The 15,586-nt window shown below is 66.3% G+C and carries 11 protein-coding genes and 1 pseudogene; 5 read left to right on the forward strand and 7 right to left on the reverse strand.

What is annotated here, in order from left to right:
* Nucleotides 1-19: 19 nt before the first annotated feature.
* Nucleotides 20-1,195: a thiolase family protein gene (locus tag NF4_RS24380; protein WP_063129706.1), complete on the forward strand. Its 1,176-nt coding sequence runs from the start codon at nt 20-22 to the stop codon at nt 1,193-1,195.
* A gap of 1,005 nt (nt 1,196-2,200) precedes the next feature.
* On the opposite strand, the gene NF4_RS24385 is transcribed toward NF4_RS24380, so the two are convergent.
* The 3 genes from NF4_RS24385 to NF4_RS24395 are packed head-to-tail and all read right to left on the reverse strand — an operon-like array spanning nt 2,201 to nt 6,581.
* A complete protein-coding gene (locus NF4_RS24385) occupies nt 2,201-3,508 on the reverse strand; it encodes an MFS transporter (protein WP_063129707.1) in 1,308 nt (435 codons plus the stop codon).
* 32 nt (nt 3,509-3,540) lie between these two features.
* Complete coding sequence (locus tag NF4_RS24390; protein WP_063129708.1) at nt 3,541-5,205, reverse strand: dihydroxy-acid dehydratase; 1,665 nt, start codon at nt 5,203-5,205, stop codon at nt 3,541-3,543.
* Nucleotides 5,202-6,581 carry an FAD-dependent oxidoreductase gene (locus tag NF4_RS24395; protein WP_063129709.1) on the reverse strand — a complete coding sequence of 460 codons (1,380 nt, stop codon included), beginning with the start codon at nt 6,579-6,581 and terminating at the stop codon, nt 5,202-5,204. Before NF4_RS24395 ends, NF4_RS24390 begins: the two co-directional genes overlap by 4 nt.
* Nucleotides 6,582-6,650: 69 nt before the next feature.
* On the opposite strand from NF4_RS24395, the gene NF4_RS24400 reads away from it, so the two are divergent.
* Nucleotides 6,651-7,289 carry a GntR family transcriptional regulator gene (locus NF4_RS24400; RefSeq protein ID WP_084533411.1) on the forward strand — a complete coding sequence of 213 codons (639 nt, stop codon included), beginning with the start codon at nt 6,651-6,653 and terminating at the stop codon, nt 7,287-7,289.
* A 51-nt stretch (nt 7,290-7,340) separates the two neighbouring features.
* Here the strand turns inward: NF4_RS24400 and NF4_RS38755 are convergent.
* Together NF4_RS38755 and NF4_RS24410 are read right to left on the reverse strand one after the other, a co-directional pair.
* Nucleotides 7,341-7,586: pseudogene (locus NF4_RS38755) on the reverse strand (MmyB family transcriptional regulator); the annotation flags it as partial.
* 274 nt (nt 7,587-7,860) lie between these two features.
* A complete protein-coding gene (locus NF4_RS24410) occupies nt 7,861-8,502 on the reverse strand; it encodes a TetR/AcrR family transcriptional regulator (protein WP_063129711.1) in 642 nt (213 codons plus the stop codon).
* A gap of 104 nt (nt 8,503-8,606) precedes the next feature.
* Here NF4_RS24410 and NF4_RS24415 point away from each other — a divergent pair, with 104 nt between their 5' ends.
* A complete protein-coding gene (locus NF4_RS24415; protein ID WP_063129712.1) occupies nt 8,607-10,004 on the forward strand; it encodes an MFS transporter in 1,398 nt (465 codons plus the stop codon).
* Nucleotides 10,001-11,215 (forward strand): FAD-dependent monooxygenase, encoded by a 1,215-nt coding sequence (locus tag NF4_RS24420; protein ID WP_063129713.1) that lies wholly within the window; start codon nt 10,001-10,003, stop codon nt 11,213-11,215. Before NF4_RS24415 ends, NF4_RS24420 begins: the two co-directional genes overlap by 4 nt.
* 165 nt (nt 11,216-11,380) lie before the next feature.
* On the opposite strand, the gene NF4_RS24425 is transcribed toward NF4_RS24420, so the two are convergent.
* The gene (locus tag NF4_RS24425; RefSeq protein ID WP_063129714.1) at nt 11,381-13,402 is read right to left on the reverse strand and encodes an NADPH-dependent 2,4-dienoyl-CoA reductase; all 2,022 of its coding nucleotides are present in this window, start codon (nt 13,400-13,402) and stop codon (nt 11,381-11,383) included.
* Nucleotides 13,403-13,733: 331 nt separating this feature from the next.
* Here NF4_RS24425 and NF4_RS24430 point away from each other — a divergent pair, with 331 nt between their 5' ends.
* Nucleotides 13,734-14,303, forward strand: coding sequence for a PadR family transcriptional regulator (locus tag NF4_RS24430; protein ID WP_063129715.1), 570 nt, complete (start codon nt 13,734-13,736; stop codon nt 14,301-14,303).
* A gap of 139 nt (nt 14,304-14,442) precedes the next feature.
* Here the strand turns inward: NF4_RS24430 and NF4_RS24435 are convergent, their stop codons facing one another.
* The gene (locus NF4_RS24435) at nt 14,443-15,498 is read right to left on the reverse strand and encodes a phosphotransferase family protein (protein WP_198165455.1); all 1,056 of its coding nucleotides are present in this window, start codon (nt 15,496-15,498) and stop codon (nt 14,443-14,445) included.
* Nucleotides 15,499-15,586 lie beyond the last annotated feature (88 nt).

The raw sequence follows: 15,586 nt of genomic DNA on the forward strand, positions 1-15,586 counted from the left end.
CGATGAAAGGCACGTCAGCATGACCAAAGCTGTGATCGTGGATATCGTCCGCACCGCATCGGGAAAGGGAAAACCGGGTGGCGCGTTATCCGGTGTCCATCCGGCGGATCTGCTGTCGACCGTCTTGTCCGCCCTGATCGACCGGACCGGGATCGACCCGGCACTGGTCGACGATGTCATCGCCGGTTGCGTCGGCCAGGCCAGCGACCAGGCTCTCAACATCTCTCGCACCGCCTTGTTGAACGCCGGCTTCCCGATCACGGTGCCTGGTACGACGGTGGACCGCCAATGCGGCTCGAGTCAGCAGGCCGTGCACTTCGCCGCGCAAGGGGTGATCGCAGGGGCCTACGATATCGCGATCGCCTGCGGCGTGGAGTCGATGAGCCGGGTACCGATGGGGACAGCCGTCGGCGACGGGCACCCGCACGGCCCCTTGGCCGGTCGCTTCCCGAGCCTGCCGCACCAGGGCATCGGTGCCGAACTGATCACCGCCCGGTGGAAGCTCGATCGAACTGCCCTGGACGAATTCGCGGCACGCTCACACCAGCGTGCGGCCGAGTTCAGCGCCAACGGGGCATTCGACACCGAAATCGTGCCCGTCACCCGGCCCGACGGCACGCTGCACACGGTCGACGAGACGGTTCGTGCCACCACCTCGGCGGCGAAACTCGGCGCGCTACCGCCCGCTTTCCGCGACGAAGAGTTCAGCAGGCGATACCCCGAAATCGGCTGGGCCATCACCCCCGGCAACTCCTCACCGTTGACCGATGGCGCTTCGGCAGCGCTGATCATGAGCGAGGAGACGGCCGCCCGGCTCGATCTGACACCCAGAGCCCGCCTGCGCCATTTCGCGATCGTCGGCTCCGATCCCGAGATCATGCTGACCGGCCCGATCCCGGCCACCGAGAAGATCCTGGCCCGGTCGGGCCTCACCATCGACGATATCGACGCCTACGAGGTCAACGAGGCGTTCGCACCGGTTCCGATGGCATGGCAGGCGGCGTTCGACGCCGACCCCACCAAACTCAATCCCCGCGGTGGCGCCATCGCACTCGGGCACCCGCTCGGTGCGTCCGGAACCCGGCTGATGACCACACTGGTCAACCATCTCGAAGCGACCGGCGGGCGGTTCGGACTCCAAACGATGTGCGAAGGCGCCGGCATGGCCAATGCCACCCTCATCGAAAGGATCTGAGCAGGGTCTACCCACCCACGCGGTGGATGAGGCGCAGCAAAGCCCGAGCAGCGGCCGGCGTGAGCTCGGGCGGATCCTTCGGGACGATGACTTCAACTTTCCTCGAGCTCCTGCCGCCCTGCGGCAGGCGGGTGGTAGTAGACCGAGCGGTCTCGACCGGGCCAAACGTTCTGCATGAGGCCACCTTGGCAAGCGGGGACATACCCCAACGGCGGGCCCCTCGGCCGATATCCGCAGAGCCGGAAAGACATCCGCGATATGTCCAATGATGATGCGCTACGCCGCCCTGCCGGTTTCTCAGGATTCCCTCAGTTCAACCCGAATTGAACCCCCACAGGCCCCTACTTGCGGTTTTGCGTTGATCCGACTCGGCACCGCCACCTACCCGGCTTATATAACCGCAGGTAGGGCGCATGAAGCGACATAGTGGTTGTGTCCGGAGGGGGATCAGAACACTGCTTTTGCGACAGGTGTGCACACTTTTGGTGTACATATCGCCAGCGTACACGTTTCCGCTGCGGCTCCTCTGCCCCGTTCCCCTCCGGATCTGCCATTATCTCGGGCCAAAAGGCGTGTTTGCCAGGTGAACTCGAATAGCGCTTCAGCGCATCCTGCTGGCCGCTCGAAGGCCACGTCAACCGCATCAAGATGATCAAACGCCAGATGTTCGGGCGCGCGAAACCAGACCTTCTCCGCAAGTGCATCCTGCTGGGCGACTGACAATCCCGACGGACCGGATCACGAAATTTGTGCCAGATCCAGTTTTCACGTTCCGCCGACGCCCATTCTACTCGGTCCAACAGTATCGACGGCGGCCGTCCCGGCCGGGGTTCATCGACCAGCCCAGCCAAGCCGTGCTCGATGAACCGTTTCGCCACTTCGCCGTGGAAATGCCTGGAGACCTTCATTGTGGACCGCGGAATCGTGTTGCGGCCGGACAGGGGTGCGACCGGATCGCCGACGAGGTGGGCCGCAAAGCCCGCCTCGTCCCCGTCGATCCCTGGGCTATCCCGTCAGGACCGTCTCGCGCGTACCGGCGGACTCGATGTCGTGGCGCCGGGTTTCTGGGCCGACGGCGAGCGCGATGAGAGTGAGCACCGTCAGCAGCCCCAGGTACGCGGCGACCGGCCACCAGTGGCCGGACCACGCGAGCAGCGCGGTAGCGATCAGCGGCAGGAAACCGCCCGCCAGCACAGAACCGATCTCACGAGCGAACGCGAATCCGGCTAGCCTGGTCTTGGTTTCGAACAGCTCCGCGAACCACGCCGCCTGCGGCGCCAGCATCGCCGGGTAGCAGATGCCGAGCCCCACCACGAACCCGACGACGACGGCCACCGGCTCGCGGGTTTCCAGCAGGAGGAAGAACGGCACGGTCCACAGCGCCGACGCGACAGCGCCGGCCGCGTAGACAGGCCGCCGTCCCCACCTGTCGGACAGCCAGGCGAACAGCGGCACTGCGCCCACTTGGACGGCCGACGCGATGATCACCGCAGTCAGCCCGAGCGACTCGGACAGGCCCAGCTGGTGGGTCAGGAAAGCTACCGCGAACACGGGGAACAGATAGGCGAAGCCGTTCTCGGCGAAACGGGCACCAATGACGACCAGGAAGCTCTTCGGCTGGTACCGCAGCGCGGCGAACAGCCCCGGTTCGGTTTCCTCGGCCTGCTTGGCCTTCTCGAACGCGGGAGTCTCGTCCACGTCGCTGCGGATGAAGTAGCCGATCACGAGCATGACGAGCCCCAGCAGAAACGGTACTCGCCAGCCCCACTGGCGGAACTGCTCGTCGGGCAGCAGCAGGAACAGTTGGAAGATCCCAGTCGCGAGCAGGGTGGCGAGTGCGAAACCGGCCGGGGCCCACGCACCGGCCAGTCCGCGACGTCGCTGGTCGCCGTGCTCGACGGACAGCACCACGGCGCCGGCGTACTCGCCTCCGGCGCCGAAGCCCTGCACGAGACGCAACAGGATCAGCAGGACCGGCGCCCACGCGCCGATCTGATCGTAGGTGGGCAGCACGCCGATCAGCGTGGTCGCGACGCCCATCAACACGAGGGTGAGCACCAGCATCGTCTTGCGGCCGAGCCGGTCGCCGAGGTTGCCCAGTACGATGCCGCCCAGCGGTCGGGCGAGGAAACCGACGGCGTAGGTGGCGAAGGTGGCCAGTGTGCCCGCGACCGGACTGATCGTGGGAAAGAACAGCTTGTTCAGGATCAGCGCGGCAGCCGTGCCGTAGATCAGAAAGTCGTACCACTCGAGCGTGGTGCCGACGAGGGCGGCGATACCGGCTTTGCGGGCGCGCCGTCGCGATTCGGTCATGTAGAGCCAGCTCCTTCGGAGGCCAGAAAACTTCAGTGGCGGGCGGGACGGCGCAGGACCGCACCCCGCTGGATCGGGCCGACCAGTGCCGCGTACTGGCCCAGCCAGCCGCGCTCGGCGCCCGGGTCCCCGGCGGTGACGGGCTTGCCGTCGCGCACCGGGTCGGCGTCGATCAGCCGTGCGTCGAGGTCGATCGAGATGCTGTCCCTGTCCTGGACCCCGGCGAGTGGTCCGCCGTCGGCCGCTTCGGGCATGACCTGCCCCACGACGAGTCCGTGGTTCAGCCCGGACAGTTCGCCGTCCGTGACCACGGCGACCTGGCCACCGAGGCCGGCCCCGTTGAGGGCGGCTACAAAGCTCGCGGCGAACACCGTGCCGGGTCCGCCCCTCGGGCCCATCCCGCGCAGCACGATCACGTCTCCGGGCTCGATCCCGCTCTGGCCGAGCGCGGCGATGGCCTCGTCCTCACCCGCGAAAACCTTGGCAGGCCCGGAGAACTGGCGGCGCGCCGAGCCCACTCCGGCGACCTTGACGATTGCGCCGTCCGGGGCCAGCGACCCACGCAGGATCAGCAGGCCCGGCTCGTCGGCGATGGGTTTTTCCAGCGGGTGCACCACATCGCCGTCCGGCCCAGGTGCCTCGGCGACCAGCTCGGCAACGGTGCTGCCGGACACGGTCAGCGCGTGGGTGTGCAGCCGAGGGGCCAGCGCACGCAGCACAGTGCGGACCCCGCCTACCCGGTCGAGGTCCCACACCTGGTGTGTCCCGTTCGGACGGATCGCAGCGAGCTGCTTGGCGCCGCGCCCCTTCTCCTCGAACAACGCAACGACGTCGAGGTCGAGGTCGGCCTCCGCGGCCACGGCCGTGAGGTGCCGGACGCAGTTGACCGAACCGCCCAGCGCCAGCGCCACCTCTACCGCGTTCTCGATGGCGTCGCGGGTCAGCACCTTCCGTGCGGTGAGCCCTTCCCGGACCAGCTCGACGGCACGGCGTCCCGCGGCCGCGGCCCGCTCGAGCATCGGCGCGGAGTTCGCGCGCGTCGGCGCCGAACCGGGCATCGCCATGCCGAGCGCCTCGGCGAGCACGTGCATCGTGTTCGCCGTCGCCAGGCCCGCGCACACACCGGGTCCCTCGATCGCGCGGTCGGCCAGCTCGCCGAGCTCCTCCACGCCCAGCTTCCCGGACGCTACGGCACCCACCGACTCGTACACCGAGTCGATATCGACCGAGCAGCCGGAGAACGTGCCTCCTCGCTGGTAACCGCCGACGACGATGATCGAAGGCAGGTCGAGCCGGGCGGCGGCCATCAGGTGGGCCGGTGTCGTCTTGTCGCAGCTCGACAACAGCACCATGCCGTCGAGCTGGGCACCTTCGACGGCGGCTTCGACGTCGTTGACGATCAGATCCCGGGTCGGCATCAGATACCGCGCCTTGCGGCCCGCGCTGGTCACGAAATCGGACGGCGCGGTCGTGCGGATCTCCAGTGGCAGCCCTCCCGGCTCGCGAACCGCGTCCGCGACGACCTTCGCCACGTCGTCGAGGTGTGCGAAGCACACCGACAGCTTCGACGACGTGTTGACGATCGCGATCTTGGGCTTGTGCTGATCCTCGACGCTGATTCCCATCGCGCTCCACTGGGCGCGGCGCACGGCCCAACGGGTGGTGCCCGGCTCGAAGTTGCTCCGCAGCTCATTCATGCTGTTCTCCTGTCGGTACGGGAAAGTGCGCTTCCGTTGGCGGCCATCGCGGACCGGACCTCGCGGCCGTCGAGCTCCCGGTACGGGCGGCTGTTGTCGAGCGACAACAGCGTCGCGACGGCGGCGGCGTGGCCGTACTCGAAGCACTGCGCGGTGACCCGCGCCGAGGCGAGCGCCTCGTGCTCGGCGCTCAGGCAACGGCCCGCGACGATGATGCCCTCGCCGCGTTCGGGCACGAGCGTGCCGTAGGGCACCTCGTAGTAGTCGTCGAGCAGCCAGGTCAGTTTCGGCCGGTCACCGACGTGCAGCTCGATCGGCCACGGCACCCGGCAGATCCCGTCCTCACGCTTGCGGGCCGCGAGGACGTCCTCGTTGGACAGCCGCTCGATACCGGCGATCGTGCGAGTCTGCCGGATCCCTGCCTCCACCCCGGTGTCCACCACGAAAGCCGTTTCGCAACCGGGGATCCGTTCGGCCAGGAACCGCGCATACGAACGGACCTGCCGCCGTCCCCGGATCTCGGCCTCGGTGAAATCCGCTGGGTCGATCACATTGAGCATCCGCCCGTCGCGGCCCGCCAGCCGGGTCGCGTTGACGAGCAGCTCGCCGCGTCTGGGAGTGGTGAAAATCCAGATCTTCTGGCGCGGTAGGTCCAGGCCCGCGTCCCGCGCCCGGAGAATCTCCTCGCTGACGTACGGCGGGCAGATCGTATCCTCGCCGTAGAACTCCAGGAACCGCTCGACGTCGACGTTGCCGAGACGGAAGAACATGGTCGGGTTCTGGATCGTGCCGTGGTCGCCGAAGGTGTAGCGGTACCCGGCGCGGGCGATCACCGCCGCGTCACCCGAGGCGTCGATCGTCCTGGCGGCCAGCACCACTGCCCGGCCCGCGTTCGATTCGACCACGACCCCGCGGTGGGTATCGCCGTCGAGAACGACGGCGGTGACCGCGGTGTGGTACAGGACCGTGACACCTGCGGCTTCGAGGAGGTCGTCCGCGACCTCGCGCCACATGAGCGGGTCGTGCGCTGCGGTCCAGGTCTTGCCGTAGACCTGCGGCGCGGTGAGACCGCCGCGGGTTGCCAGCTCCCGTCGAAATCGCTCGGTGAACCCCTCGACGACCTGCCGAGGCTCCCGGTCGGTGTCCGACGCGAGGTACATCCCGCAGATCGTGCCGGACATGCCTGCGACCGCCGCGCCACCGGCGAAACCGTACTTCTCGACGACGAGCACCGACTTGCCTGCCTCGGCCGCGACGACCGCCGCCGCGACCCCGGCCGCTCCGGCCCCGACCACGAGAACGTCGACCTCGGCCAGCACCTCGAGTCCGCGGTCGAGAGGTCCACCGGTCAGCGACCAGTCCGATATATTGGTCATGTACCGGTTGTACATCGCTACGCACGGTACTGTCCAGACCCAGTAGTGAAGTACGAAGGAGGACCACCCGTGGTGAACAAGGCCGACCAGGCCTACGACGTGCTGGAACGCATGATCACGTTCCAGGAGCTCCCACCGGGGTCGTTGTTGTCGGAGGCCCGGCTGATGGAGCGGACCGGGCTCGGCCGCACCCCGGTGCGCGAGGCGCTGCAACGGCTCGCGCGGGAGCGCATGGTGGATATCCATCCGAGCCAGGGGGTGTTCGTCGCCCCGACATCGATCGAGGCCCAGCTCAAGGTGCTCGAACTACGCCGCTCCATGGAAGAACTCGCGGTCCGCCTCGCCGCCCTCCGCGCCACGACGGAGCAGCGCGAGCGCATCCTGGCGCTGGCCGAGGTCCTCGGCAAGTTCGACGGCGACGACTCCAAACGGTTCGGTGAACTGCTCAAGCAGACCCACACCCTGATCGTCGAGGCCGCGCACAACGAGTACCTCTCGGTGGCTATGGCCCCATTGCAGGGCCTCTCGCGCCGGTTCTGGTTCGCCCACCTGCGCGATCCGAAGGTGGAGCTGGCCGAAGCGGCCGACCTCCACGGGGACATCCTGCGTGCTATCTGCCACGGCGACCAGACCAAGGCGTCCGAGGCCTCCCTCAGACTGAACGACTACCTGACCGACTTCACCTACCGGACCCTGCGGAACCAGTGAGTACCTGGCCGGTGCGGCCAAACGAGGACGATCACGCTCCATGACCATTTGCTCGATGGCGGTGAGCGTTCCCACCAGCGGATGACGTAGCTCGTAGGCATCAGCCTCACATGGTTTGACGCGGTGGTCGCTCCACAGCGCGACGAACTCCGGGCTCTTCATGGACAATTCCCACTGTTCGGCCAGTACACGGGGGCCACCATCGTGAGCGGTATCCGCGCGACCCCGGATACCAGCGGCGCGCGATCGTGCAGAGTGGCAACGGTTCGGGCGCCTTGTCGCAGGAACAGGCGGCACGGGTCACCCATGGGCCGGCGCCGCGCTCGGCATCACGCCGACCGCAACGGATTTCGCCTGGCCATCCACCGCGGTGGACGGCCGGCTCGGCGCGGCCATACGGTGAAGCTTGCGTTCGTATTCGACCGCTCCAACTTCGCGGAACTGCACGGCTCTCGCGGTCTGCTCGGCCCGGCCGAATCGCCCGCTGCACTCGCCGCACCCATGCACGGGGCATGGGTGAGTTTTGCCCGGAGCGGCGGACCCGGCTGGAAACCCTCACAGACCCACCGCTTCACCGCACCGGACCAGCCCGGAACGCCCTGAGAAAGGTGCGCACGCCCTCGACTACGAGCGGCTCGACACGAGGATCCTCCGCGGCATTCGCCGAGCCGAACTTGTTGAGTGCGACCCCGAACGCCAGGGCGAGGAATTGGTCTACCGCGAGCCGGGGGTCGGGAATGTCGAGTAGCCCAGCCGCGGCGAAGGCGGCGAACCGCTCGGCGATTGCTTCTTCGGGAGTATCGGCCATCGGGTTGTAGCCGGGGTGCGGTAGGTGGCCGGATTCCGTGCGAACCAATCGAACCAGCGTTGCGTACTCCGCCGAGCCGAGCATATCGGTGGCGATACGCATCGAGAAGGTGACCAGGGACTCTTCGAGATCGACGCCTTCGGGGAGACCGGCGAGGGTGTCGTCGAGCGTGCGCCGGATCGTGTCGGTCAGCGACTGGCCGACTGCGTCGACGACTGCTTGCAGCAATGTGTGCTTATCACCGAAGTAGTCATAGACCGTCCGTTTGGACACCTCGGCCCGGGCGGCGACCGCATCGACGCTGGACCGGTCGAACCCCTGGGCGAGAAACAGCTCCCGCGCAGCGGAAAGAATAGCAGCCCGCTTCTGGGTTGACCCCTCACGCAGCGTCTTCGTGGTCGGCATGACGACATCCTACCGAATTACACTGCACGGTGTAGTGTAGTTGCGGTGTTGCACCGTTCGCGGAGCTTGCACGCGCTCCTGGCCGCAACTACGGAAGGAAGTCCATGACCGAAACGCTGGCTCCCGCAGCCCGTATCGGGAAGCCCGCTGTCGCGGCACTCGGCATGCTGGCGGTCGCCACCGGCGCTCTGGAATCGGTGGTGGCGCCGACCCTCCCACTGCTGCAACGCGAGCTGGATATGACTCCGGCGCAAGGCGCGCTGCTCAGCGTCGTACTCCTCGTCACCGGCGCGCTCATCACACCGGTCGCCGGCACATTCGGCGACCGCTACGGTGGAAAACGGGTCCTGATCCGGCTGATGGCGGTGGTCTCGACGGGAGGACTGGTCTCCGCTATCGCACCGAACCTGCCCGTCCTGCTGCTCGGCCAGATACTGCAGGGAGCGATGGTCGGCGCCCTGCCGCTGTCCTTCATCCTGGTACGCGATCACCTGCCCGCGGACGCGGCGAAGGTGGCCATCGGTGTGGTCAGCGGGTTGTTCGTGGGGGGCGGGATGGCGGGAACGCTGGCGGCCGGGCCGGTGGCCGAAGGACTGTCCCGGCACTGGATGTTCGCGCTGCCTACGATCGCGGTCATCATGGCCACCGCGCTGGTCAACCGACTGATGCCGCATGATGCGCCCGGCCGGACCGACGCCACCGGGATCGACTGGCCGGGCCTGGCTCTGTTGAGCGGGTCCCTGACCACGCTCATGCTCGGACTCGCGCTGGCACCCGATCTCACTTCCCGGCCACTCGTCCTCGGCGCCCTCGTCATGGTTCTGGCAGCCTTCGTCACCGGATGGATAGCCGTCGAACGGCGCGCGACCGAACCGATGATCGATCTGCGCATGCTCGCACGGCCCGCGATATGGCAGCCGTGCGTGCTGACGTTCGCGATCTGTGTGGGTACCTCGGTAGCGGTCTACCTGGTCCCGCAACTACTCGCGGTCCCGGCCGGCGAATACGGGTTCGGAGCGAGCGCCACCGAAATCGGATTCCTATTGCTACCCGGCGCCGTGGCCGCGACCCTGGCCGGGCCGCTCAGCGGGGCGTGGGTGCGGCGTTCCGGCTCGCGTGCCGTGGTCACCGCCGGAATCGTGGTCCTCGCCGTCGGGCTGATCGGTCTGGCGGCCCTGCACACCGAGGTCTGGCACCTCGTCGGGGGTAAGGCGATGATCGCGCTCGCCAACGGTCTGTGCGTTACCGCGCTGGTGACCAGCATCGCCACCGCCGTCGATCGGCGGGACACCGGTATCGCCACCAGCCTTGTCCTGGTGACTCGCGTACTCGGCTACGCCGTGGGTGCGCAACTCAGTGGCGCGATCCTCACCGCCGCAACACCTTCCGGGTCCGATATCCCGGCCGAATCGGCCTTCGTCACCGGCTTCGTCATCGCCGGCTCCGTGACGGCGCTGTCCTTGTTTGTCGTCCGGTCCATGAACAAAGGAGTCACGCAATGACCGATACAGAACTGCCGCGGGGTAGCCGTACCACGCCCCGCCGGACTGTACTGATATCCGGGGCGAGCATTGCGGGGCCCGCCCTTGCATTCTGGCTGAACCGATACGGATTCGCGGTCACGGTGGTCGAGAAGGCAGACGGCTTCCGCGGCGGCGGCTATCCCATCGACGTGCGCGGTACCGCACTGGAAGTCGTGCGGCGAATGGGTATTCTGCCGCGGCTACAGGACGCGCATATCGACCTGCGCCGGATCTCCTTCCTCGACGGCTCCGGCGACACGGTGGCATCGGTCGACCCACACTCCCTGACCGGCGGCACGGGAAACGATCTGGAAGTGCCGCGCGGGGAATTGACCGCCGCTCTGTACGAGGCGGTTCGTAACGACGTGCAGTTCCTGTTCGGCGACTCCATCGACACTCTCGACCAGTCCGGCCACGGCGTCGATGTCACCTTCCGCCGGGGCGGCACAGAAACTTTCGACCTGGTGGTCGGGGCCGACGGTCTGCATTCCCGCACACGCGAACTCGTGTTCGGCCCCGAAGAACAGTTCCATCGATACCTCGGCTACTGCTTCGCCGGATTCACCATGCCCAACACCCTGGGGCTGAGCCGCGAGACCGTGTTGTGGAACACGCCGGGCCGGGCCGCGGCACTCTACGCCGTGGGAGACAACGACGACACAGTGCATGCCCTGCTGAACTTCGCCCACCCGGCCCCACCGTTCGACGCGTTCCGGAAACCGCAGGCCCAACGAGAACTGGTCGTGGGCGTTTTCGCCGACGCCGGATGGCAGGTCCCGGGCATGCTGAATGCCATGCGGCAGGCGGAGGACCTGTTCTTCGATACAGTCGGCCAGATCCACTTGCCCCGCTGGTCCAGCGGCAGAGTCGCACTGGTGGGCGACGCCGCGTACGCGCCCTCATTCCTCACCGGACAGGGATCCAGCCTCGCGCTCGTCGGCGCGTATATGCTCGCCGGCTCACTGGCGGACCGAGACCACGCCGCGGGCTTCGCCGCCTACGAACACGACACACGGGAGTTCGTGACGCTGAACCAGAACCAGGTCGGCAAAGGTGATGCCGCGCTGTTCCCGGCCACCGCGCAGTCCCTGCAGCAACGAAACGAGATGCTACGCAACCTCAGCGCGATGCCCACCCCGGCGGAACGGCCCGCCCATTCTGCCCTGACCCTGCCCGAGTTCGCCCCATGACCTCACCGTGCCCGGCCGCCGGATCCGATGACCACGGCCGGGGCCGGGTGCCGGTGGGGCGTGTTCGCTGCTTCTCGAGCGAGGCCGAACTCGGGTACATCAATCTCTATCCGAACAAGCCGGGTGCAGTGACCTGGGCTGTGTCATTCCCTTGGGCCGGTTCTTTCAGATACTCGCGGCAAGCTCGGTGCCTTGACGGATGGCTCGTTTGGCATCGAGTTCCGCAGCCACGGAGGCGCCGCCGATCAGGTGGGGGCTCAGTCCGTGGTGGCAGAGTTCGTCGAACAGGTTCCGGCGAGAGTCCTGGCCGGCGCAGACGATGACGGTGTCGATCTCGAGGGTACGATCATCGTCGCCGATGCTTATATGCAGGCCTTCGTCGTCGATGCGGTGGTAGCACACACCGGCGAGCATGTGGACTCCACGCTGAGTGAGTTCGGCTCGATGGATCCAGCCGGTCGTCACGCCCAGTCCGGCGCCAACCTTGGACGTTTTGCGTTGCAGCAGGTAGACGGTGCGGGGCGAAGCCGACGGGTGCGGGTCGACCAGTCCACCCGGTGTCTGCAGATCACTGTCGATACCCCAGTGTCGGTTGAATGCCGCGATGTCGAGGCTGGTCGATGGTCCCGGTTGCGAAACGTATTCGGCCACATCGAATCCGATGCCTCCGGCGCCGATGATCGCTACCCGCCTTCCGACTGGCGCTCCGTCACGCAGCACCGACAGATAGCTGACAACCTTGGGGTGGTCGATGCCGCTGATGGCCGGAAGTCGCGGGAGGATTCCGGTGGCGATGACGACTTCGTCGAATGCCTCATCGATCAGGGTCTGCGCGGTGACGGTGGTTCCCAACCGGAGTTCTACTCCTGCCCTGGCCAGTTCGCCGGTGAAGTAGCGCAGTGTTTCGGCGAACTCTTCCTTGCCGGGGATGCGGCGGGCGATATCGAACTGGCCGCCCAGTACCGGTGCCGCGTCGAACAGTGTCACCACGTACCCGCGATGGGCGGCGTTGAGGGCGAACGCCATCCCGGCAGGCCCAGCACCCACGACACCGATCCGCCGCCGGGCACGAACCGCCGTGAGCGAGATCAGTGTTTCGTGGCAGGCCCGGGGGTTGACAAGGCACGAGGTGATCTTGCCGCTGAGGGTGTGATCGATACAGGCCTGGTTGCAGCCGATGCAGGTGTTGATTCGGTCCGGCCGCCCGAGTTCGGCCTTGGCTACGAAATCGGGATCGGCCAGCAGTGGGCGCGCCAGCGAGACCATGTCGGCGGTTCCGTCCGCGAGCAGGGTCTCGGCAACGTCGGGGGTATTGATGCGATTGCTGGCGACCACCGGCACCGATACCGTGGCTTTGAGCTGAGCTGTCACCGCGACGAAGGCAGCACGCGGGACCGAGGTGGCAATGGTGGGAACTCGCGATTCGTGCCATCCGATCCCTGTATTGATGATGCTCACCCCGGCCGCTTCGATCTCCTTGGCGAGCTCGAGTGATTCCGCCGGCGTCGATCCGCCGGGCACCAGGTCCAGTAGCGACATCCGGTACACCAGAATGAACTCGGCACCGAGTCGGCGCCGGGTGCGGGCGACGATCTCGATGGGTAGACGCATACGCCCGCGGAAGTCACCGCCCCACTCGTCGGTGCGGCGATTGGTGCGTTCGGCCAAGAACTCGTTGATCAGGTAACCTTCCGACCCCATGATCTCCACGCCGTCGTATCCGGCGTCACGGGCGAGTTCAGCGGCACGGACATAGTCCTCGATGGTGCGTTCGATGTCCTCGCCCGACATTTCCCGCGGGACGAACGGGCAGATAGGGGCTTGGATCGGACTGGGCGCGACGAGGTCGGGGTGCTTCGCGTAGCGGCCGAAATGCAGGATCTGCATCACGATCTTGGTGCCCACGCGGTGCACCGCGTCAGTGATCAGACGATGCTGCGCGGCATCGGCGGGTGTGGTCATGCTGGCACCATGAACAAAAGGCCGGCCCTCGATGTTCGGGGCGATGCCACCGGTCACGATCAAGCCGACACCACCACGGGCGCGTTCGGCGTAGAACTCGGCCATCCGCGCGAATCCGTCGGGAGCTTCCTCTAGTCCGAGGTGCATCGACCCCATGACTACACGGTTTTTCAGCGAAGTGAAGCCGAGGTCGAGTGGTGCCAGCAGGTGGGGATAGGTGGTCATACTTGACCCTTCCTGAGTGGTTGGTCAGCACGTTAAGCCATGAACCATGGTTATGCAACTAGTTGCAAAAGCCGGTAAGGGCGCTTACCTTCTCAGTGATCGGTGTCCGAGCCGAGCCGAGCCGCCACACCTTGCGGCACGCGGTGGGCGCTATCAGCCGTCTCGAACAGCACCGCGCAACGGCCACCCACTACGACAAACTCGCTGGTCCTCTACCTGGCTACCGGCCGCGGCGCCGCACTGGAGCCGACAATCGCGAGACCCCGGGGGGCATTGTGGCGAAGTAAGATACCCATGTCAGCGTCGGGCCACTATAAAGAAGGACAGCTGCATGTCTTTGCCACACGCCATCCTGACGGCTCTACTCGAGAAGCCATCGTCAGGGTTGGAGTTGGCGCGGCGCTTCGACCGATCGATTCGCTACTTCTGGTCGGCCACGCATCAACAGATCTACCGAGAGTTGAACAAACTCGAGGAGACCGGCTACATCACCGCGCGCGAGGAACCCGAGACACTGCAAGGTCAGAAGAAGACCTATGAAGTGTTGCCCGCCGGGCGCACCGCACTCGCCCACTGGGTCGGTGCCGGCCAAAATCCCCGCCCGATCCGAGATGTCATGCTGCTGCGCATGCGTGCCGCCGCAGTGGTCGGGATCGACGGCATCGAGCCCGAGTTACGCCGCCACCTCGAAGTCCACCGACGCCAACTCGACGAGTATCTCGACATCGAGGCGCGCGACTTCGCCGACCACAGTACCGACGAGCAACGCCTCCGCCACCTGGTCCTGCGCGCCGGTATCGGTCTCGAAGAATTCTGGACCGAGTGGCTCACGGAAGCGATCACCGCCGTGCGGGAGATACAGGAGGCCGACACCGCCGTCCGGCGGCAGCCTGCCGGGTGATGGCGGGCGGGCTCCCCCACCCGCCAACCAGTGGGATGCGATATCAACTGAATGCCGACGAAACGCCACCGCCCTGAAACCAGGTGGTCGCGTTATCGCGTCCGGCCAGACGCGGTCTCGTTCGGCGGGCGTCGACCGGTCAATTCCCGGCGCGTTCTGCCAGACGTCTACCGAGCTGCGCGAGCTGAGGCATCGCCGAGATCATCTCGTCCGCGTGCGGCGACGCTGCTGTACCGTGCGCGATCCTCGCTCGAATACCGTGCATGATGGCGTAGAGTCGAAAGGCATTGAATGCCAGGTAGAAGTCCAGATCATCAATGTGTTGACGTACCGACCGCTCACAGTACTTCCCCACATACTCATCCTCTGACGGAATCCCCAGCACTGTGAGCTCCTCGGCCGAAAATGCCCCCAATCCACCAGCGATATCGCTCGGCAAGTGATACATCAACGCGTTGTAGCCGAAGTCGGCGAGTGGATCGCCCAATGTGGCAAGCTCCCAGTCGAGAACCGCAACTACCCGAGGCTCTGTGGGATGAAAGATGAGGTTGTCACATTTGATGTCGCCATGAGTGATCGAGACGCGTTCATCTGTCGGCACTCTTTCGCGAAGCCATCCTTGTAGCCAATCAATATCCGGGTCGTGTCCACCGGCCTCGGAATCGTACTGCCGAGACCATCGGTCCAGCTGACGCCGCAGGTAGCCACCTTTTCGGCCGAAGTCGCTCAGCCCGACTGTGTCAGGGTCCACCGAGTGCAATGCGGCGACCACTCGATTCATGTCGTCGAACATCAGGGCTCGGTCGCGAGAGGCAAGCTCCGGCATGCTGCTGTCCCAGAAGATTCGGCCTTCTACGTGTTCCATCACGTAGAAGGCCGTGCCGATCACGGCGTCATCCTGACATTCAGCCAAGATCTTGGGGACTGGAATGCCGGCACCACCCAGCGCCGCGATGACACGCGCCTCCCGGTCGACGGCATGAGCCCCCGGAATCAACTCACCCGGCGGCTTCCGCCGCAGGACGTAGTCGGCACCGGGCGTACTCAGCCGGTATGTGGGATTCGATTGGCCCCCGCGGAACTGCGTCACCCTCAGGGGTCCCGCGAAGCCGCTCACCCTCGGCCGAAGCCACTCCACCAATGCGAGTTCATCGAACCGGTGCTGCTGACGAACCTGCGCCTCCCCGGAGTTCAACTGCTGACGATCGGCGCCGGCGCCGGTCGTACCCGACGCGGTAGGACTCATCGACCGGTGCCCGAGGTGCGCAGGGCCGCCCAGGGTG

The sequence above is a fragment of the Nocardia fusca NBRC 14340 genome, from assembly GCF_001618425.1.
GTDB classification, from domain to species: domain Bacteria; phylum Actinomycetota; class Actinomycetes; order Mycobacteriales; family Mycobacteriaceae; genus Nocardia; species Nocardia fusca.